We start from the raw sequence: 17,564 nt of genomic DNA on the forward strand, positions 1-17,564 counted from the left end.
TCAGGCTCCCGTGCCCGTAGCGACGAGGACGGCGGCGACGGCCAGCACGAGTGAGCCCGCGAGCAGCGCGCCGAGGTAGGTCTGCACGTTGCCGGTCTGTGCCCGGCGGACGGCCGAGCCCAGCCAGCGGGCTCCGGTACCGGCGCCGTGCACGTAGGTGTCGACGACCTCGCGGTCGAGGAAGCGGACGAGCCGGGCGGCGGCGCGTACGGGCCGGACGAAGAGCGCGGTGTAGACGGCGTCGAGGTGGAAGCCGCAGGTCGCCGGGGCGTGCAGCGGGCCGAGGAGGAGCCGGCCCGGGTCGGCGGGGTCCGGCGCTCCGGCGTTGTCGCCGTAGGCCGCGGCGTGCGTGGCGATGGCCTCCTCCTCGGAGACCGCGGGGGCCGCGTCCGGGTCCACCGCGACCGCGCCGAGGGGGGCGCGGGCGGCGAGGGCGGTGGTGTGCCGCCAGGCGCCGTACATGATCAGCGCGCCGGCCAGCGCGAGGCCGGTGCCGAGGACGGAGGTGACCAGGGTCGGCGTCAGTTCGTTGCCGTCGAACCAGTCCGGGAGGACGGGCGCGGCGATGCCGAACGCGGCGGTGGGGAGGAAGAGCACCCACAGCACGGCGTTCATGGCGAACGGCTGCTTGCCGTGGTCGGGGGCCTCCTCGGGGCCGCTGCCGAAGAAGGCGAGCAGCCACAGGCGGGTCGCGTAGGCGGCCGTGAGGAGGGCGGTGAGCAGGCCGGCGATCAGTACGGTCCAGCCGGCGGCGGACGGTACGGAGCCGAGGTGGCCGTGGGCTCCGCCGAGTGCGAGGTGGGCCTCGCCGACGGCGGCGTGCTCGGCCGCGCCGAGGACGGCTTCCTTGGAGAAGAAGCCGGCGAACGGCGGGATCGCGGCGAGCGCGAGCAGCGCCACGGTCACCGTCCAGAAGGCGTCGGGGATGCGCTTGGACAGGCCGCGCATCCGCGACATGGCGGCGAGCGAGTTGGTGCCGGCGGCGTGGATGATCACGCCGGCGCCGAGGAAGAGCAGCGCCTTGAAGGCGCCGTGCGAGAGGAGGTGGAAGACGGCCGCGCCGCGGTCGCCGACGGCCAGCGCGCCGGTCATGTAGCCGAGCTGGCCGACGGTCGAGTACGCCAGGACGCGCTTGATGTCGTCCTGGGCGAGCGCCGCGAGCGCCGAGCCGACCATGGTCACGGCGGCCATGACGGCGAGTACGACCAGGGCCGCGGCCGAGGCCGCGAAGACCGGGAGGAGCCGGGCGATGAAGTAGACACCGGCCGCGACCATCGTGGCGGCGTGGATCAGCGCGGAGACCGGCGTGGGGCCGGCCATCGCGTCGGGCAGCCACGTGTGCAGCGGGAACTGCGCGGACTTGCCCGCCACACCGGCGAGCAGGAGCAGCGCGATCAGCGTCGGGTGGTGCAGGTCGCCGCTGGTGACGGCGTTCAGTACGCCGGTGATGCGGAAGGTGCCGGCGTCCGCGGCGAGCGCGAAGAGACCGAACAGGAAGGGGACGTCGCCGAGCTTGGTGACCAGGAACGCCTTGAGGGAGGCGGACCGGGCGGCCTCGGTCTCCCAGTAGTGGCCGACCAGGAAGTACGAGCAGATGCCCATGATCTCCCAGCCGACCAGCAGCACCATCAGGTCGCCGGAGTAGACGACGAGCAGCATCGCGGAGGTGAAGAGGGAGACCAGCGCGGCGTACGAGGCGTAGCGCGGGTCGTCGCGCAGATAGCCGGTGGAGTAGAGCTGCACGCAGGTCGCGACGACCCCGACGAGCACCGCCACCAGGGCGGCGAAGCCGTCGATGTGCAGGGCCAGCTCGATGGGGACCGAGCCGGTCGGGGTCAGCTGCGTCGCGGCGTCCAGCGCCGCTCCCCCGCCCTGCCGTGCGGCCACGACGACGGCCAGCACGGCCGCGGCGAGGGTCGGCAGGACGGCGAGCGGCCGGACGAAGCCGGGTGCGCGGCGGCCGAGGAGGAGGCCGAAGGCCGCGCCGAGGAACGGCAGGAGGGGGACGAGGACGGCGGTGGTCGTGGTCGTCACGCGGCGGCCTCCGCCTGCTGGTCGGACTGCGGTCGAGCGGGCTCGTCCGTACCGTCTCCGGCGGGCCGCTCGGCGAGGTCGGTGAGCTTGTCGACGTCGGAGCTGCCGCGGTTGCGGTAGACGAGCAGGACGATCGCGAGGCCGATGCCGATCTCGGCGGCGGCGATGGCGATCGTGAAGAGGGTGAGCGCCTGGCCGGCGTGGAGCGTGTCGCGCAGCCAGACGTCGAAGGCGACGAGGTTGAGGTTGACGGCGTTGAGCATCAGCTCGACGGACATCAGGACCAGGATCGCGTTGCGCCGGGCGAGGACGCCGTAGAGGCCGACGCAGAAGAGGAGGACGGCGAGGACGGCGGGGTAGGCGAGATGCATCAGCGCTGTCCCTCTCGGCGTGCGGGGGCCGCGGCGCGGCCGGTCTCCTGGGGGCCCTCCCCGTTCCTGCGGGACAGCACGATCGCGCCGACCAGCGCGGCCAGCAGGAGGACGGACAGCGCCTCGAAGGGCAGCACCCAGTGCTGGAAGAGGCTGCGCCCGGAGACCTCGGTGGAGCCCTGGGCGGCGCCGTCGAGGTCGATCCAGGACGCGCGGAAGGCGTCGACGACGACCCAGACGAGGACCGCGGCGGAGGCCACGGCGACCACGAGCGCGGCCCAGCGGTTGCCCGAGTCGGCGTCCGGCGAGCGGCCGATGGGCGCCTTGGTCAGCATCAGTCCGAAGAGGAGGAGGACGACCACGGAACCGACATAGATGAGCACCTGCACCCAGGCGATGAACTCCGCGGTGAGCAGGAGGTACTCCACGGCGATCCCGCCGAGGGCGACCACCAGCCACAGCGCGGCGTGCACCAGCTGCTTGGTGGTGACGGTGACCACGGCCGCGCCGAGGGTGACCAGGCCGACGAGGAGGAACGCGATCTCCACGCCGCTGGGCGTCAGGAAGCCGTGGCTTGCGGCGGCGAGCGTCACGCTTCCTCTCCCTTCGGCGGGCTCTGCTGTTCCGGTCCGGCCTGCTCGGCCGCACGGGCCGCGGCGGCCTCTTCGGCCTCCTTGGCCTGCTGGGCCGCCAGCTTGTCGGCGGCCTTCTGCGCGGCGGCGATCTCCTTGGGCTGCTCCGCGCCCGGGTCGAGCGGGGGCGGCTCCGGCACCGTCCACATCCACTCGCGCAGCTTGTCGCGCTCGTGGGTCAGTTCATGGATGTCGGTCTCGGCGTACTCGAACTCCGGCGACCAGAAGAGGGCGTCGAACGGACACACCTCGATGCAGATGCCGCAGTACATGCACAGCGAGAAGTCGATGGCGAAGCGGTCGAGCACGTTACGGCTGCGCTCGCGGCCACCGGGGGCGGCCGGCGGCACCGTCTCCTTGTGCGAGTCGATGTAGATGCACCAGTCCGGGCACTCGCGGGCGCACAGCATGCAGACCGTGCAGTTCTCCTCGAACAGCCCGATGACGCCACGGGTGCGGGCCGGCAGCTCGGGCTGGACGTCCGGGTACTGCTCGGTGACCGTGCGCTTGGTCATCGTGCGGAGCGTCACGGCCAGGCCCTTGGCCAGGCCGGATCCGGGGATGCCCATTTAGGAGATCACCACCTTGATGACGCCGGTGAGGGCGATCTGGGCGAGAGCGAGCGGGATGAGGCAGGTCCAGGCGAGCTTCTGCAGCTGGTCCTCGCGCAGCCGCGGGTAGCTGACCCGGAGCCAGATGACGCCGAAGGCCAGTACGACGGTCTTCAGAAGCATCCAGAGCCAGCCGAGCCCGTCGGCGCCGAAGGGGCCGTGCCAGCCGCCCAGGAAGAGGACTGCGGTCAGCGCGCAGAGGACGACGATGCCGGCGTACTCGGCCAGCAGGAAGAGCGCGAAGCGCAGCCCGGTGTACTCGGTGTACGCGCCGAAGATGATCTCCGAGTCGGCCACCGGCATGTCGAACGGCGGCCGCTGCAGCTCGGCGAGGCCCGCCGTGAAGAACACCAGCCCGCCGACGATCTGCCACGGCACCCACCACCAGTGGAAGGCGTCGAGGATGCCGGGCAGCGAGAGCGTGCCGGCGGCCATCGCGACGGACGCGGCGGCGAGCAGCATCGGCAGCTCGTACGCCAGCAGCTGCGCGGCCGTACGGAGACCGCCGAGCAGGGAGAACTTGTTCGCCGAGGCCCAGCCCGCCATCAGGGAGCCGAGCACGCCGACGCCCATCACGGCGAGCACGAAGAAGACGCCCGCGTCGAGCGCCTGCCCGACCGCGTTGCCCGGGCCGACCGGGATGGCGATCAGGACGAGCAGGTACGGCAGCAGGGCGACGGCCGGCGCGAGCTGGAAGATCCGCCGGTCGGCGCCCGCCGGGACGATGTCCTCCTTCTGCGCGAACTTCACGCCGTCGGCGACCAGCTGCGCCCAGCCGTGGAAGCCGCCCGCGTACATCGGGCCGAGGCGGCCCTGCATGTGCGCCATGACCTTGTGCTCGGTCTGGCCGATGACCAGCGGGAAGACCAGGAAGATCACGAAGACGGCGAGGACGCGGAGGACGATCGCGAGCGTGTCACTCATGCGGTGCCGCCTCCTGTCTCGTCGTCGGTGCGGGTGGTGCCTTCGGCGCCTTCGGGCCGGGCGTTGCCTTCGGGTGCGTCGGTCGGCGCGTCCTCAGAAGCACCGCCCTCGTCCTCGGGAGCGTCCGTCTTGGGTGCCCCCTCCTTGGCGTGTTGTGCCTCGGGGGGCTCCGCCTTCGAGGAGTCCGTCTTGGCGGAGTCCTCCTCGAACGCGGGACGCGCATGGTGCCACGGCGCGTCCGAGGAACGCGGAGCGGTCCGCGGGGCGGACGCCGGCGTACCGGCCTCCGGTGCCCCCGGCGTACCGGCCGGGTCCGTGGCCGCCTCCTTGGCGGCCTCGGCGGCCTTCGGGGCCTCCGTGTCCTTCGGCGGTTCGACGCCCTTGGACTCGGGCTTCTCGGCGGCCGCCGCGGCCTGCTGGCTCGCCGAGCCGGCGCTCACGCTGCGCGTCCGGCGGGCCGGGCGCTCGCCGGCGGAATCCGCCGCGCCTGCCGCGGCCGCACGGCCCGCTCCGGCCGCACGCCCGGCCCCGGCAGCGCGCCCCGCCGCACCGGCGCCCCGGGCGGCCCCGCGCGCCGGACGAGCCGGTACGGGCGGCAGCTGGCCCTTGAGCGGGCCCCACTCGTTCGGGTCGGGGACGCCCGGCGGCAGCATCTGGCGGCGCTTGGGGCCGCCGTGCTCGGACTCGCCCGGCTCCTTCGCGCCCGGCCACGCCTTGGCGACCCGCGCGGCGAGCACGAAGTCCTTGCGCAGCGGGTGCCCTTCGAAGCCCTCGGGCAGCAGCAGCGGCTCGAGGCCCGGGTGGCCCGTGAAGTCCACGCCGAACATCTCGTGCGTCTCGCGCTCGTGCCAGCCCGCGCCCGCGTACACGCCGACGGCCGTGGGCAGCGCGGCCGCCTCGTGCGGCACGGTGGTCCGTACGAGGAGCCGCCGGATGTCACCGGTACGGGCCACGTCGGCGACGTGCGCGCAGATGCGGAACCCGGTGCCGGGCTCGTCGACGGCGCTCAGCCAGTCGAAGTACGTGCAGCCCAGGACGTCCCGGGCGGCGGTCAGCGCGTCGGTCCAGGCGGTGGCCGGTACGTCCACGGTGAGCAGGCCGTACGCCTCCTCGGCCGTGGCCCCGGCACCGAAGATCCGCTCGGCCGGCTCCGGCAGCCATCCCACGGGCGCCGCGGGCTCGGCCTCGGGAGCGGGCTCGGACGCGGTCTCAGGAGCCGCGGCCGCCCCTTCGGATGCTGCGGACGCCGCGTCAGGTGCTGCGGGCTTGCCTTCGGGTGCTGCGGACGCCGCGTCAGGTGTCGCGGGCGCGCCTTCAGACACTGCGGGCGTCGCCTCTGTTGCGGGCGTCGCCTCCTCGGGCGTACCCGGCTCGGGCGGCTGGGCCGTCATCGGGTGTCCTCCCCGGTCTGCTCGGACGGCGGCTGCTCGGCGGACGGCTGCCCGGTCCCGGCGGCGGGCGGCGCCGGCGGGGTCACCAGCCCGCTCCGCAGCGCCTTGGCCGACGGCCGGCCCGCGCCCTTGCCGGACGCGCCGCCGCGGCCGTACCGCTCCGCCAGCGACTCCTGGGCGATCTTCTCCTGGAGCTTGAGGATGCCCTGCAGCAGCGCTTCTGGGCGCGGCGGGCAGCCCGGTACGTACACGTCCACCGGGATGATCTGGTCGACGCCCTTCGTGACCGAGTACGAGTCCCAGTAGGGGCCGCCGCAGTTGGAGCAGGCCCCGAAGGAGATCACGTACTTCGGCTCGGGCATCTGCTCGTAGAGCCGCTTCACCGCGGGCGCCATCTTGTCCGTGACCGTGCCGGACACGACCATCAGGTCGGCCTGGCGCGGGCCGGGCGCGAAGGGGATCACACCGAGCCGGATGAAGTCGTGCCGCGCCATGGACGCGGCGATGAACTCGATGGCGCAGCAGGCGAGCCCGAAGTTGAAGACCCACAGGCTGTAGCGGCGGCCCCAGTTCAGGACCACCTTCATCGGTTCGGGGGCGAGGCGGGCCAGCGGGCCGAGGCGGCGCGGCTCGGGCAGGAGCTCGGGGCCCGGCGAGGCTCCGTTGGCCGCGGAGGCGGGGGTCACGTCCATTCCAGGACGCCCTTCTTCCATGCGTAGAGCAGGCCGACAGCGAGGAAGCCGAGGAAGATGAACATCTCCACCAGCGTGATGCCGCCGAAACCGGGTGCGGCGAAGACCGTCGCCCAAGGGAACAGGAAAATCGAGTCGACGGCGAAGATGACGTACAGGAACGCGTATACGTAGTAGCGGACCTGGGTGTGCGCCCAGCCCTCCCCTACGGGGTCCACGCCGCATTCGTACGTGAGCAGTTTCTCGGGTGTGGGCACCACTGGCCGCATCAGGCGTGCGGACCCGAAGGCGACGGCCACGAAGAGCACGCCGATCACGGCGATGAGCCCGACGGCCGAATAGCCCTGGAAGTAGTCCGCGGCGCTGATGGTGCGTACGGTCGCGTCCGGCACGTCCGCCCCTCGCTCCCTGACTGCTCGTGTGCAGCGGGCCGCCTCGTACGCGCCGTACGCGCAGGGCCACCCCTCTGCAACCGCTTTCGCCGAAATTTTTCGACGATCTGTACGGACGGGAGTCTAGGCCCTGCGGGGGCGGGGCCGAGCAGTCCCACCGGCGGGGAGGTGGGGATATCCCCACTTCGCCCCACCTATCCACCCCATGGCCGCGGGCCGCACGGCCCGGCAAGCTGGCCCTCATGACGGTGACCTCCGCCCCGGGCAGGCGCGCCCACGACGGCCATGACGACGGTTTCGTCCTGGTTCCTCCCCCGCCCCGCCCGGCTCTGAGCGCCTGGACGTGGCGCGAGATCACGCACCTGCTGTGCAACTTCCCGCTGGCCGTGGCGGCCTTCGCGCTGCTGGTGAGCTTGCTGGCGGCGAGCCTGGGCCTGTCGGTCACGGTGATCGGGCTGCCGCTGCTCGCGCTGGTCCTGGCGGGCTGCCGGCAGTACGGGCGGCTGGAGCGGGCCAGGGCCCGCGCGCTCCTCGGGGTGCGCGTCGACGAGCCCAGTCCGCCGCGCGCCCTCGAACGCGGCTTCTTCCCCTGGCTGTGGGCGCGCCTGAAGGACCCGGTCGGCTGGCGGCACGCGCTCTACGTCTTCGTACGGCTGCCCTGGGGCATCCTCACCTTCACGCTCACCTTCGTGTCGCTCTTCGTGGCCTGGCCGGTGCTGCCCTGGGTGGCGCGCGGGCTGACCAACGTGGACCGCGCGCTGGTACGGGGGCTGCTGTCGCCCTCGGACGAGCTGGAGCGGCGGATCGCCGAGCTGGAGTCGGGGCGCGGCGCGGTCGTGGACACCGCGGCGGCCGACCTGCGGCGCATCGAGCGGGACCTGCACGACGGCGCGCAGGCCCGGCTCGTGGCGCTCGCCATGGGGCTGGGGCTGGCCAAGGAGAAGCTGCTGGAGGACCCGGACGCGGCGGCGCGGATGGTGGACGAGGCGCACGGTGAGGTGAAGCTGGCTCTCCAGGAGCTGCGCGATCTGGCCCGCGGCATCCATCCGGCGATCCTCACCGACCGCGGGCTGGGCCCGGCGCTCTCCGCGCTGGCCGCGCGCTGCACGGTGCCGGTCACCGTGACCGCGGACCTCGGCAGCCGGCCCGCGCCGGCCATCGAGGGCATCGCGTACTTCACCGTCTCCGAGCTGCTGCAGAACATCTCCAAGCACGCGCGGGCGCGCAGCGCGTCGGTGGACGTGTGGCGGGCCGAGGACCGGCTGCTCATACAGGTGCGCGACGACGGGTGCGGCGGCGCGCGGCCGGCCCCGGGCAGCGGACTGGCCGGGCTCTCCGAACGGCTCGGCTCGGTCGACGGGCTGTTCGTCCTCGACTCCCCTGCGGGCGGGCCGACGCAGATCACGGCCGAGCTGCCGTGGCGCAGCGCGCCGTAGCGGGCGCTGCCTCCGGAGGCGGGCGCGCAGCCTGAAGGGCCGCGCCGCCCGACGGGGGGCGGTCACTCGAAAGAGGTGGGGAAAACCCGAAGGCCAAGACGCCGACCGGCGCCATGTCCGGTACGGCCCGGAGCCGAGAGGCTGGACGCCATGGACACCGCATACGGTTCGCCGTCCCCCACGCCGCGCGCCTCCGAAGACCCCGGCCCGCGCCGCGTCCCCTTCGTGCTGCGCGCCCCGTTCTCCGGCCGGACCTGGCGGGAGTTCCTCCACCTGCTGATCGGCCTGCCGATCGCCATCGTGATGTTCACGTACGCCGTCACGATGACGTCGCTCGGCGCCGGCCTGCTGATCACGTTCCTCGGCATTCCCGTGCTGGCCGCCGGTCTCCTCGGCTGCCGCGGTCTCGGCGCGCTGGAGCGCGTACGGGCGCGCGGCCTGCTCGGCCTGGACGTGCGCGCCCCCGAACCGGTCGGCGCCGCCAAGCCGACCCTGATGGGCAGGGTCGGCGGGGTCCTGAAGAGCGGCGCGTCCTGGCGGCACCTCCTGTACTGCCTGCTGCACTTCCCGTGGGCGGTCTTCGCGTTCACCGTCTCGGTGACGCTGTGGTCGCTCGGCTGGGGCCTGCTCACGTACCCCCTGTGGCGCTGGACCTTCCCGATGTACCTCGGCCAGGACGGCATCCAGCTGTACGGGGACGAGACGCACAGCTTCTCCTTGGACACCCCCTTCGAGATCGCCGTGACCTGCGTCGTCGGGCTGCTGTTCGTGCTGGTGTGGGGCGGGGCCGTGCGCGGCCTCGGCCAGGTGGACCGGCTGCTGGTGCGCGGGCTGCTGGGCCCGTCCCGGCTGGCCGGCCGGGTGACGGAGCTGGAGTCGGACCGTACGGCGGTGTCCGAGACCGCGGCCGCCGATCTGCGGCGGATAGAGCGCGACCTGCACGACGGGGCGCAGGCCCGGCTCGTCGCGCTCGCCATGGACCTGGGGCTGGCCAAGGAGAAGCTGCGGGAGGACCCGGAGGCCGCCGCCCGCATGGTGGACGAGGCGCACGGCGAGGTGAAGATCGCGCTCCAGGAGCTGCGCGACCTGGCCCGGGGCATCCACCCGGCAATCCTCACCGACCGCGGCCTGGACCCGGCGCTCTCCGCGCTCGCCGCGCGCTGCACGGTGCCGGTGCGGGTCAGCGTGGACCTGGCGGCGCGGCCCGCCGCCGCGATCGAGGGCATCGCGTACTTCACGGTCTCCGAGCTGCTGCGGAACGTCTCCGAGCACGCGGGCGCGAGCAGCGCGTCGGTGGATGTGTGGCGGTCCGGGGACCGGCTGATGGTGCTGGTCTCCGACAACGGCCGGGGCGGCGCGCACACCGGGCCCGGCAGCGGACTGGCCGGCCTGGCCGAGCGGCTGGACGCGGTGGACGGACTGCTGGTCATCGACTCCCCGGCGGGCGGCCCGACGGCGATCACGGCGGAACTGCCCTGGCGCGACTGACGGCCGCCGCGTCGCGCCGGCGGGGCACGCTGAGGGCCGGCCGGCGCGACGCGGCGGAGGCGGCGGACAGACCGCGGCGGAGACGGCGGACAGACCGCGGCGGAGACGGCGAGCGGGGCGCCGCGGAGGCGGCCGGAGGCGGCGTCGCGGAGGCGGCCGGGGGCGATGTCGCGGGCATCTCCGCCGATCGTCGTAGCGCGCCTACCGCGCGGAGACCCCGCAGGTCCGCGCGGCGCTCCCGCGGCCGTTCGCAATCGGCCATTCCGAGTTATCCACAACCCGCACGGTGATCCGACGCGCGCGTCCGAATCCTGGGATGCTGAAGAGCGTCGAACCGAGAACGGGTGGGGGAGCCGAAGATCGTGGAGAACAGCGTGCGGGTGGTCATCGCCGAGGATTCAGTGCTGCTGAGAGAGGGCCTGACCCGGCTGCTGACCGATCGGGGGCATGAAGTCGTCGCCGGAGTGGGCGACGCGGAGGCGCTGATCAAGGCCATCGGGGAGCTGGCCGAGGAGGGGGCGTTGCCGGATGTGGTCGTCGCGGACGTCCGCATGCCGCCGACGCACACGGACGAGGGGGTGCGCGCCGCGGTGCGGTTGCGCCGGGACCACCCCGACCTGGGCGTACTGGTGCTGTCGCAGTACGTCGAGGAGGAATACGCGACGGAGCTGCTGGCCGGTTCGAGCCGGGGCGTCGGCTATCTGCTCAAGGACCGGGTAGCCGAAGTCCGTGAGTTCGTCGACGCGGTGGTGCGGGTCGCGGAAGGCGGGACGGCGCTCGACCCGGAGGTCGTCGCCCAGTTGCTGGGCCGCAGCCGTAAGCAGGACGTACTGGCCGGCCTCACCCCGCGGGAGCGCGAGGTACTGGGACTGATGGCCGAGGGACGGACGAACTCCGCGATAGCCCGGCAGCTGGTGGTGAGCGACGGTGCGGTGGAGAAGCACGTCAGCAACATCTTTCTGAAGCTCGGCCTGGCCCCGAGTGACGGGGATCACCGACGTGTGCTTGCGGTGCTCACCTACCTCAACTCCTGATCACCTGACACCCTTTCAGCCGAGGACGCAGTGCGGGGCGTCACTCCGGCGCGGAGTACGGAGCGCTGAACCAGCGTTGAAGCACGGAGCGTCCTACAGAAGAAGCCGCGGGGGGCGGATGATTCATGGCGAAATACGACAGAGCGGCACCTCGCTCGCGCGTCCAGCATGTGAGCACGGCGTCTCACGTTTACGTCCAGCATGTGATCGCCTCAAGGAAGGCGACCCTTACCCACGTACGATGGCCATGGGACGACAGGTCCGCACGTTGCGTCCCGGATTCCCTGCCCACGGCGGGGACACCCCAGGCCCCGAGGGAGGTCCGAAGCAGTGACCAGCCAGGTCAGTAGCCCAGCCGACAAGACCGACGGTGCGCTCGCAGGGGAACGATCCAGTACCCCCGCGACGGAGAACGGCGCTGCCGTCAAGGAGGTCCGCCGGCTGGACCGGGTGATCATCCGGTTCGCGGGCGACTCCGGTGACGGTATGCAGCTCACGGGTGACCGCTTCACTTCCGAGACGGCCTCGTTCGGCAACGACCTGTCGACCCTGCCGAACTTCCCCGCCGAGATCCGGGCCCCCGCCGGCACGCTGCCCGGCGTGTCCAGCTTCCAGCTGCACTTCGCCGACCACGACATCCTCACGCCCGGTGACGCGCCCAACGTCCTGGTCGCGATGAACCCGGCGGCGCTGAAGGCCAACCTCGCGGACGTGCCGCGCGGCGCGGACATCATCGTGAACACCGACGAGTTCACCAAGCGCCCGATGGCGAAGGTCGGTTACGCCACCAGCCCGCTGGAGGACGGCTCGCTGGAGGCGTACAACGTCCATCCGGTGCCGCTGACGACGCTGACGATCGAGGCGCTGAAGGACTTCGGCCTGTCCCGGAAGGAGGCCGAGCGGTCCAAGAACATGTTCGCGCTGGGCCTGCTGTCGTGGATGTACCACCGTCCGACGGAGTCCACCGAGGCGTTCCTGCGGCAGAAGTTCGCCAAGAAGCCGGACATCGCCGAGGCGAATGTGGCCGCCTTCCGGGCGGGCTGGAACTTCGGTGAGACCACCGAGGACTTCGCGGTCTCCTACGAGGTGGCGCCGGCGACGAAGGCGTTCCCGACGGGTACGTACCGGAACATCTCGGGCAATTTGGCGCTGTCCTACGGCCTGGTGGCCGCGGGCCGCCAGGCGGACCTGCCGCTCTACCTCGGCTCGTACCCGATCACCCCGGCCTCCGACATCCTGCACGAGCTTTCCAAGCACAAGAACTTCGGCGTGCGGACCTTCCAGGCGGAGGACGAGATCGCGGGCATCGGCGCGGCGCTGGGCGCGGCGTTCGGCGGCGCGCTCGCGGTGACCACCACCTCCGGTCCCGGTGTGGCGCTGAAGTCGGAGACGATCGGCCTGGCGGTCTCCCTCGAACTGCCGCTGCTGATCGTGGACATCCAGCGCGGCGGCCCCTCCACGGGCCTGCCGACCAAGACCGAGCAGGCCGACCTGCTGCAGGCGATGTACGGGCGCAACGGCGAGGCGCCGGTGCCGATCGTCGCGCCGAAGACCCCGGCGGACTGCTTCGACGCGGCGCTGGACGCGGCCCGTATCGCGCTGACGTACCGCACCCCGGTCTTCCTGCTCTCCGACGGCTACCTGGCCAACGGCTCCGAGCCCTGGCGCATCCCGGAGGTCGACGAACTGCCGGACCTGCGCGTGCAGTTCGCCACCTCGGCCAACCATGAGCTGGCCGACGGCACCGAGGTCTTCTGGCCGTACAAGCGCGATGCGCAGACCCTGGCCCGCCCCTGGGCGGTGCCCGGCACGCCGGGCCTGGAGCACCGCATCGGCGGCATCGAGAAGCAGGACGGCACGGGCAACATCTCCTACGACCCGGCCAACCACGACTTCATGGTGCGCACCCGGCAGGCGAAGGTCGACGGCATCGAGGTGCCGGACCTGGAGGTCGACGACCCCACCGCGGACGCCGACACCCTGGTCATCGGCTGGGGTTCGACCTACGGCCCGATCACCGCGGCCGTGCGCCGGGTCCGCCGCGCCGGGGGCACCATCGCGCAGGCGCATCTGCGCCACCTCAACCCCTTCCCGCGGAATCTCGGGGAGGTGCTGGGGCGTTACGACAAGGTGGTCGTCCCCGAGATGAACCTCGGCCAGCTCGCGACGCTGCTGCGGGCGAAGTTCCTCGTGGACGCCCAGTCGCACACCCAGGTCAGCGGGATGCCCTTCAAGGCAGAGCAGCTCGCCGCCCACCTCGAAGAGGTAATGAAGCAGGGCCCGAAGGAGGCCATCAATGACTGAGACGATCGCGGAGGGTGCGGCGCAGATCGAGGCGCTTTCCCTGGTGCCCAAGGCCGAGGCCAAGCAGTCCATGAAGGACTTCAAGTCCGATCAGGAAGTGCGCTGGTGCCCCGGCTGCGGCGACTACGCCGTCCTCGCCGCCGTGCAGGGCTTCATGCCCGAGCTCGGTCTGGCGAAGGAGAACATCGTCTTCGTCTCCGGCATCGGCTGTTCCTCGCGTTTCCCGTACTACATGAACACCTACGGGATGCACTCCATCCACGGCCGCGCCCCGGCCATCGCCACGGGCCTGGCCTCCTCGCGGCGCGACCTGAGCGTGTGGGTGGTCACCGGTGACGGCGACGCGCTCTCCATCGGCGGCAACCACCTCATCCACGCCCTGCGCCGCAACGTCAACCTCAAGATCCTGCTGTTCAACAACCGGATCTACGGGCTGACCAAGGGCCAGTACTCGCCCACCTCCGAGGTCGGCAAGATCACCAAGTCGACGCCGATGGGCTCGCTGGACGCGCCCTTCAACCCGGTCTCGCTGGCGATCGGTGCCGAGGCGTCCTTCGTGGCCCGCACCGTCGACTCCGACCGCAAGCACCTGACGAGCGTGCTGCGGCAGGCCGCGGCGCACCCGGGCACGGCGCTGGTGGAGATCTACCAGAACTGCAACATCTTCAACGACGGCGCGTTCGAGGCGCTCAAGGACAAGGAGAAGGCCCAGGAGGCCGTCATCCGCCTGGAGCACGGGCAGCCGATCCGGTTCGGCGCGCCCGCCGAGGACGGTCTCGGCTCCAAGGGCGTCGTCCGCGACCCGGCCACCGGCGATCTGCGGATCATCGACGTCACGCAGGAGGGGAGCGCCGGCGTGCTGGTGCACGACGCGCACAACCCCTCGCCCACCACGGCCTTCGCGCTCTCCCGGCTCGCCGACCCCGACACGCTGCACCACACGCCCATCGGTGTGCTGCGCAGCGTGGACCGGCCGGTGTACGACACCCTGATGTCCGACCAGCTGGACACCGCCATCGAGCAGAAGGGCAAGGGCGACCTCGCCACCCTGCTCGCCGGCAACGACACCTGGACGGTCGTCGGCTGACACACCGGGCGGCCCCGGCCGCCGCTTTTCCTCCCGGCTGCCCGGGACCGGCCTGCGGGCACGGTCCCGGGCAGTCGCGCGTGTACGGCCGCCACCCCACGCTCCCGCGCGCCGCGCCGCGCCGTCCACCGCGCCGCCCACCACCCGCCACCCGCCACCCGCCGCGGCCTGCCCGGTTCCGGATATGTAACCACCGTATGGAGATACGGGCATGACACGCGAGGCCGACGGCGTTACCTTCGGAGAGCTCGCCGCTGCGCGCCGCCTCCCCCCCCCACGTCCCCGCCGGCCCCAGGAGGACCCCTTGCCGTCACCGTCCGACCAGCGCACCGGCCTGGCCTACGGCTTCATGGCGTACGGCCTGTGGGGCGTCCTCCCCCTCTACTGGCAGCTGCTGTCCGCCGCCTCGCCCCTCGAGATCCTGGCCAGCCGCATGGCCTGGTCGCTGCCGGTGGCCCTGGTCTTCCTGGTCGTGCTGCGCCGCTGGTCCTGGATACGCCCGCTGCTGCGGCAGCCGAAGCGGCTCGGCCTGGTCGTCGCGGCGGCCGCCGTCATCTCGGTCAACTGGTACCTGTACATCTGGGCGGTCAACGCCGGCCATGTGCTGGAGGCGTCGCTCGGCTACTTCATCAACCCGCTGGTCAGCATCGCGTTCGGGGTGATCTTCCTGCGCGAGCGGCTGCGCCCGCTGCAGTGGGCCGCGGTGGGCGTCGGCACGCTGGCGGTGCTCGTGATGGCCGTGGCGTACGGCCAGGTGCCCTGGATCGCCCTGGTCCTCGCCCTGTCCTTCGCCACGTACGGCCTGGTCAAGAAGGGCGTCAAGCTCGACGGCATCGAGGGCTTCAGCATGGAGACGGTGATCCAGTTCCTGCCCGCGCTGGGCATCCTGGTCGTCCTCGGAGTACGCGGCGAGTCCAGCTTCCTCAGCGACGGCGTGGGGCAGGCGCTGCTGCTCGCGGGCTGCGGCGTCGCCACCGCGCTGCCGCTCATCGCCTTCGGCGCGTCCGCCGTCCGGCTGCCGCTGTCGGTGCTCGGCATGCTCCAGTACCTCGCGCCGACCTTCCAGTTCGTCCTCGGCCTCACCGTCTTCCACGAGGCCATGCCGCCCGAGCGCTGGGCGGGCTTCGTCCTCGTATGGCTGGCGCTCGCCCTCCTGACCTGGGACGCGCTGCGCACGGCGCGGACGTCCCGGGCCGCCGCCCGGACGGCTCCCGACGCTCAGGCCGTGATGTCCCGGGTCGTGAACCGGGCCCAGGCCGCCGAGCCGAAGACCAGCGCGTAGACCGCCTGGAGGCCGAGGTTGCGGCGGATGTCGTCCCAGTAGACCGGGTCGCGCAGCAGGTCGGCGAAGCTCAGCCAGTAGTGCGGGAAGAGGTACGGCTGGACGGCGTGCAGTTGCGGCAGGGCGTTCAGGATCTGGACGGTGATCACCACGCCCACGGTCATCGCCATGGCCGCGATCCCGCTTCCGGTGAGCGTGGAGACGAACAGCCCCAGCGCGGCCACGCCGGTCAGCGAGAGGGCGACCACGCCCGCGACGGCGAGCGCCCGCAGCAGCCCCTCGGCGAGCGGCACGGTCGTCCCCGACAGCAGCGTGACCTCGCCCAGCCCGAACAGCAGCGCGCCGGCGGCCAGCGCGGACGCCGCCACGACCAGGGTCGCCACCAGGCAGAACACCAGCGTGCTCGCGTACTTGACGAGCAGCAGCCGGGTCCGCCCGGCCGGGGCGACGAGCAGGTACCGCAGCGTTCCGGTGCCCGCCTCGCCCGCGATCGCGTCCCCGGCGACCACCCCGAGCGCCATCGGCAGGAACACCGGCAGGGTGGCCGCGAGGGAGGTGAAGACCAGGAAGAGCCCGTTGTTCGTGATCAGTGAGAGGAAGGCCGGGCCGCCGCGGCCCCCGCCGTCCCCGGTCTGGACGCGGACGGCGATCCCGACCAGTACCGGTACCAGGGCCAGCACGGCGAGCAGGACGAGAGTACGGCGGCGCCGGAACGTCATGCCGATCTCGTTGCGCAGCAGCCCCAGCGACCACAGCGGACTCGGCCCCCGGGAGACCACCGCATCGGCCGCCCCGGCCGCCCCGGCCACCGTCTCAGCCCGCGACATCGAAGCCCTCCCCCGTCAGTGCCACGAAGACGTCCTCCAGCGAGGCGCGTTCGGCCCCGAAGGCGCGGACGCGTACGCCGGCCGCGACGAGCGCGGCGTTCAGGTCGGCCGGATCCGGCCCCGCGTCGACCGGCCCCGGCGGCAGCTCCCCCGTCACCCGGTCCTCGCCCACCACGAGGTCGGACAGGCCGTGCTCCTTGAGCACCCGGACCGCGTCCGCGGTGTCCGGGGTGGTGACGGCCAGCCGGCCGCGGGCGCCGGCCGCGAGCTCCGCCACCGTGCCCTGGGCGATCAGCCGCCCGCGGGACATCACGGCGGCGTGCGTGCAGACCTGTTCGATCTCGTCCAGGAGGTGCGAGGAGAGGAAGACGGTCGTGCCGTCGGCGGCCAGCTCGCGCACCAGGCCGCGGATCTCGCGCATGCCCTGCGGGTCCAGGCCGTTGGTCGGCTCGTCCAGGACCAGCAGCTCGCGCGGGCGGAGCAGGGCGGCGGCCAGTCCGAGCCGCTGCTTCATGCCGAGGGAGTACGCGCGTGCCTTCTTGCCGGCCGCGGCCGCCAGACCGACGCGGTCCAGCGCCGCCGCCACCCGCGCGGCCCGGGTGCGGGGGTCGGCGGTCGGGTCGGCGGCGTCGTACCGCAGGAGGTTGGCCCGCCCGGTGAGGAAGCCGTAGAGGGCCGGGCCCTCGATGAGCGCGCCGATCCGGGGCAGCACCCGCCGCGCGGCGCCGGGCATCGGCTCGCCGAGCAGCCGGGCGCCGCCCGCCGTCGGCTCGATCAGGCCCAGCAGCATGCGGATCGTGGTGGTCTTGCCCGAGCCGTTGGGGCCGAGGAAGCCGAAGATGCTGCCGGGCGGCACGGACAGGCCGAGCCCGTCGACGGCCGGCGGGCCGCTCCCGTACCTCTTGGTCAGGCCGTGCGTCTCGATGACGGGCGCACCGGGAGCCGCTCCGGGCCCCGGCCAGGGGCCCGCTCCGCCCTCCCCGTCCGACGACGGTGCCGCCATGCACTCCCCCACTGTGTGCCGGGACCGGTTACCGGGCCGGTCGGCGGTACGGCGGC

At 72.7% G+C, this 17,564-nt stretch carries 16 protein-coding genes; 6 read left to right on the forward strand and 10 right to left on the reverse strand.

The features are described from left to right. Genes ACIGXO_RS19825 through ACIGXO_RS19860 form a run of 8 tightly spaced genes read right to left on the reverse strand, consistent with a single transcriptional unit; the run spans window position 1 to window position 7,047 of the window. Window positions 1-2,034: an NADH-quinone oxidoreductase subunit L gene (locus tag ACIGXO_RS19825; RefSeq protein WP_399788104.1), complete on the reverse strand. Its 2,034-nt coding sequence runs from the start codon at window positions 2,032-2,034 to the stop codon at window positions 1-3. Continuing rightward, on the reverse strand, window positions 2,031-2,405 hold the full coding sequence (gene nuoK / locus ACIGXO_RS19830) for an NADH-quinone oxidoreductase subunit NuoK (RefSeq protein ID WP_399788107.1): 375 nt from the start codon (window positions 2,403-2,405) through the stop codon (window positions 2,031-2,033). Before nuoK ends, ACIGXO_RS19825 begins: the two co-directional genes overlap by 4 nt. Beyond that, window positions 2,405-2,998, reverse strand: coding sequence for an NADH-quinone oxidoreductase subunit J (locus ACIGXO_RS19835; protein ID WP_399788110.1), 594 nt, complete (start codon window positions 2,996-2,998; stop codon window positions 2,405-2,407). Before ACIGXO_RS19835 ends, nuoK begins: the two co-directional genes overlap by 1 nt. Beyond that, window positions 2,995-3,606: a NuoI/complex I 23 kDa subunit family protein gene (locus ACIGXO_RS19840; protein WP_399788113.1), complete on the reverse strand. Its 612-nt coding sequence runs from the start codon at window positions 3,604-3,606 to the stop codon at window positions 2,995-2,997. The genes ACIGXO_RS19835 and ACIGXO_RS19840 overlap by 4 nt, the downstream gene beginning before the upstream one ends. Beyond that, window positions 3,607-4,572, reverse strand: coding sequence for a complex I subunit 1 family protein (locus tag ACIGXO_RS19845; protein ID WP_031050874.1), 966 nt, complete (start codon window positions 4,570-4,572; stop codon window positions 3,607-3,609). Then, window positions 4,569-5,963 (reverse strand): NADH-quinone oxidoreductase subunit C, encoded by a 1,395-nt coding sequence (locus ACIGXO_RS19850; protein WP_399788117.1) that lies wholly within the window; start codon window positions 5,961-5,963, stop codon window positions 4,569-4,571. Before ACIGXO_RS19850 ends, ACIGXO_RS19845 begins: the two co-directional genes overlap by 4 nt. Then, on the reverse strand, window positions 5,960-6,655 hold the full coding sequence (locus ACIGXO_RS19855; RefSeq protein WP_399788120.1) for an NADH-quinone oxidoreductase subunit B: 696 nt from the start codon (window positions 6,653-6,655) through the stop codon (window positions 5,960-5,962). The genes ACIGXO_RS19850 and ACIGXO_RS19855 overlap by 4 nt, the downstream gene beginning before the upstream one ends. After that, on the reverse strand, window positions 6,646-7,047 hold the full coding sequence (locus ACIGXO_RS19860; RefSeq protein ID WP_031050865.1) for an NADH-quinone oxidoreductase subunit A: 402 nt from the start codon (window positions 7,045-7,047) through the stop codon (window positions 6,646-6,648). Before ACIGXO_RS19860 ends, ACIGXO_RS19855 begins: the two co-directional genes overlap by 10 nt. 242 nt (window positions 7,048-7,289) lie before the next feature. Here ACIGXO_RS19860 and ACIGXO_RS19865 point away from each other — a divergent pair, with 242 nt between their 5' ends. From ACIGXO_RS19865 to rarD, 6 genes are all read left to right on the forward strand, one after another. Then, on the forward strand, window positions 7,290-8,483 hold the full coding sequence (locus ACIGXO_RS19865) for a sensor histidine kinase (RefSeq protein WP_399788123.1): 1,194 nt from the start codon (window positions 7,290-7,292) through the stop codon (window positions 8,481-8,483). A gap of 150 nt (window positions 8,484-8,633) precedes the next feature. Continuing rightward, on the forward strand, window positions 8,634-9,971 hold the full coding sequence (locus ACIGXO_RS19870; RefSeq protein WP_399788126.1) for a sensor histidine kinase: 1,338 nt from the start codon (window positions 8,634-8,636) through the stop codon (window positions 9,969-9,971). A gap of 374 nt (window positions 9,972-10,345) precedes the next feature. Then, window positions 10,346-11,005, forward strand: a complete 660-nt coding sequence (locus ACIGXO_RS19875) for a LuxR C-terminal-related transcriptional regulator (RefSeq protein ID WP_399788514.1) — start codon at window positions 10,346-10,348, stop codon at window positions 11,003-11,005. A gap of 330 nt (window positions 11,006-11,335) precedes the next feature. After that, entirely contained in the window at window positions 11,336-13,309 is a 1,974-nt protein-coding gene (locus tag ACIGXO_RS19880) for a 2-oxoacid:acceptor oxidoreductase subunit alpha (RefSeq protein ID WP_399788129.1), read from the forward strand. Further along, window positions 13,302-14,396, forward strand: a complete 1,095-nt coding sequence (locus ACIGXO_RS19885; RefSeq protein ID WP_399788132.1) for a 2-oxoacid:ferredoxin oxidoreductase subunit beta — start codon at window positions 13,302-13,304, stop codon at window positions 14,394-14,396. The genes ACIGXO_RS19880 and ACIGXO_RS19885 overlap by 8 nt, the downstream gene beginning before the upstream one ends. A 304-nt stretch (window positions 14,397-14,700) precedes the next feature. Next, window positions 14,701-15,678, forward strand: a complete 978-nt coding sequence (rarD, locus tag ACIGXO_RS19890; protein ID WP_399788135.1) for an EamA family transporter RarD — start codon at window positions 14,701-14,703, stop codon at window positions 15,676-15,678. Here rarD and ACIGXO_RS19895 read toward each other — a convergent pair. Further along, window positions 15,615-16,505, reverse strand: a complete 891-nt coding sequence (locus tag ACIGXO_RS19895) for an ABC transporter permease (protein ID WP_399788138.1) — start codon at window positions 16,503-16,505, stop codon at window positions 15,615-15,617. The genes rarD and ACIGXO_RS19895 overlap by 64 nt on opposite strands. Beyond that, window positions 16,492-17,508, reverse strand: coding sequence for an ATP-binding cassette domain-containing protein (locus tag ACIGXO_RS19900; protein ID WP_399788142.1), 1,017 nt, complete (start codon window positions 17,506-17,508; stop codon window positions 16,492-16,494). Before ACIGXO_RS19900 ends, ACIGXO_RS19895 begins: the two co-directional genes overlap by 14 nt. Window positions 17,509-17,564: the final 56 nt, after the last annotated feature.

The sequence above is a fragment of the Streptomyces sp. NPDC053542 genome (assembly GCF_044544685.1).
Classification (GTDB): Bacteria; Actinomycetota; Actinomycetes; order Streptomycetales; family Streptomycetaceae; genus Streptomyces.

What these genes read in the sequence shown, in the direction of transcription:
- ACIGXO_RS19840 (WP_399788113.1), bottom strand. Translation starts at nt 3,606, where the DNA reads ATGGGCATCCCCGGATCCGGCCTGGCCAAGGGCCTGGCCGTGACGCTC.
- ACIGXO_RS19885 (WP_399788132.1), top strand. Translation starts at nt 13,302, where the DNA reads ATGACTGAGACGATCGCGGAGGGTGCGGCGCAGATCGAGGCGCTTTCC.
- nuoK (WP_399788107.1), bottom strand. Translation starts at nt 2,405, where the DNA reads ATGCATCTCGCCTACCCCGCCGTCCTCGCCGTCCTCCTCTTCTGCGTC.
- ACIGXO_RS19855 (WP_399788120.1), bottom strand. Translation starts at nt 6,655, where the DNA reads ATGGACGTGACCCCCGCCTCCGCGGCCAACGGAGCCTCGCCGGGCCCC.
- ACIGXO_RS19865 (WP_399788123.1), top strand. Translation starts at nt 7,290, where the DNA reads ATGACGGTGACCTCCGCCCCGGGCAGGCGCGCCCACGACGGCCATGAC.
- ACIGXO_RS19845 (WP_031050874.1), bottom strand. Translation starts at nt 4,572, where the DNA reads ATGAGTGACACGCTCGCGATCGTCCTCCGCGTCCTCGCCGTCTTCGTG.
- ACIGXO_RS19870 (WP_399788126.1), top strand. Translation starts at nt 8,634, where the DNA reads ATGGACACCGCATACGGTTCGCCGTCCCCCACGCCGCGCGCCTCCGAA.
- ACIGXO_RS19900 (WP_399788142.1), bottom strand. Translation starts at nt 17,508, where the DNA reads ATGGCGGCACCGTCGTCGGACGGGGAGGGCGGAGCGGGCCCCTGGCCG.
- ACIGXO_RS19895 (WP_399788138.1), bottom strand. Translation starts at nt 16,505, where the DNA reads ATGTCGCGGGCTGAGACGGTGGCCGGGGCGGCCGGGGCGGCCGATGCG.
- ACIGXO_RS19850 (WP_399788117.1), bottom strand. Translation starts at nt 5,963, where the DNA reads ATGACGGCCCAGCCGCCCGAGCCGGGTACGCCCGAGGAGGCGACGCCC.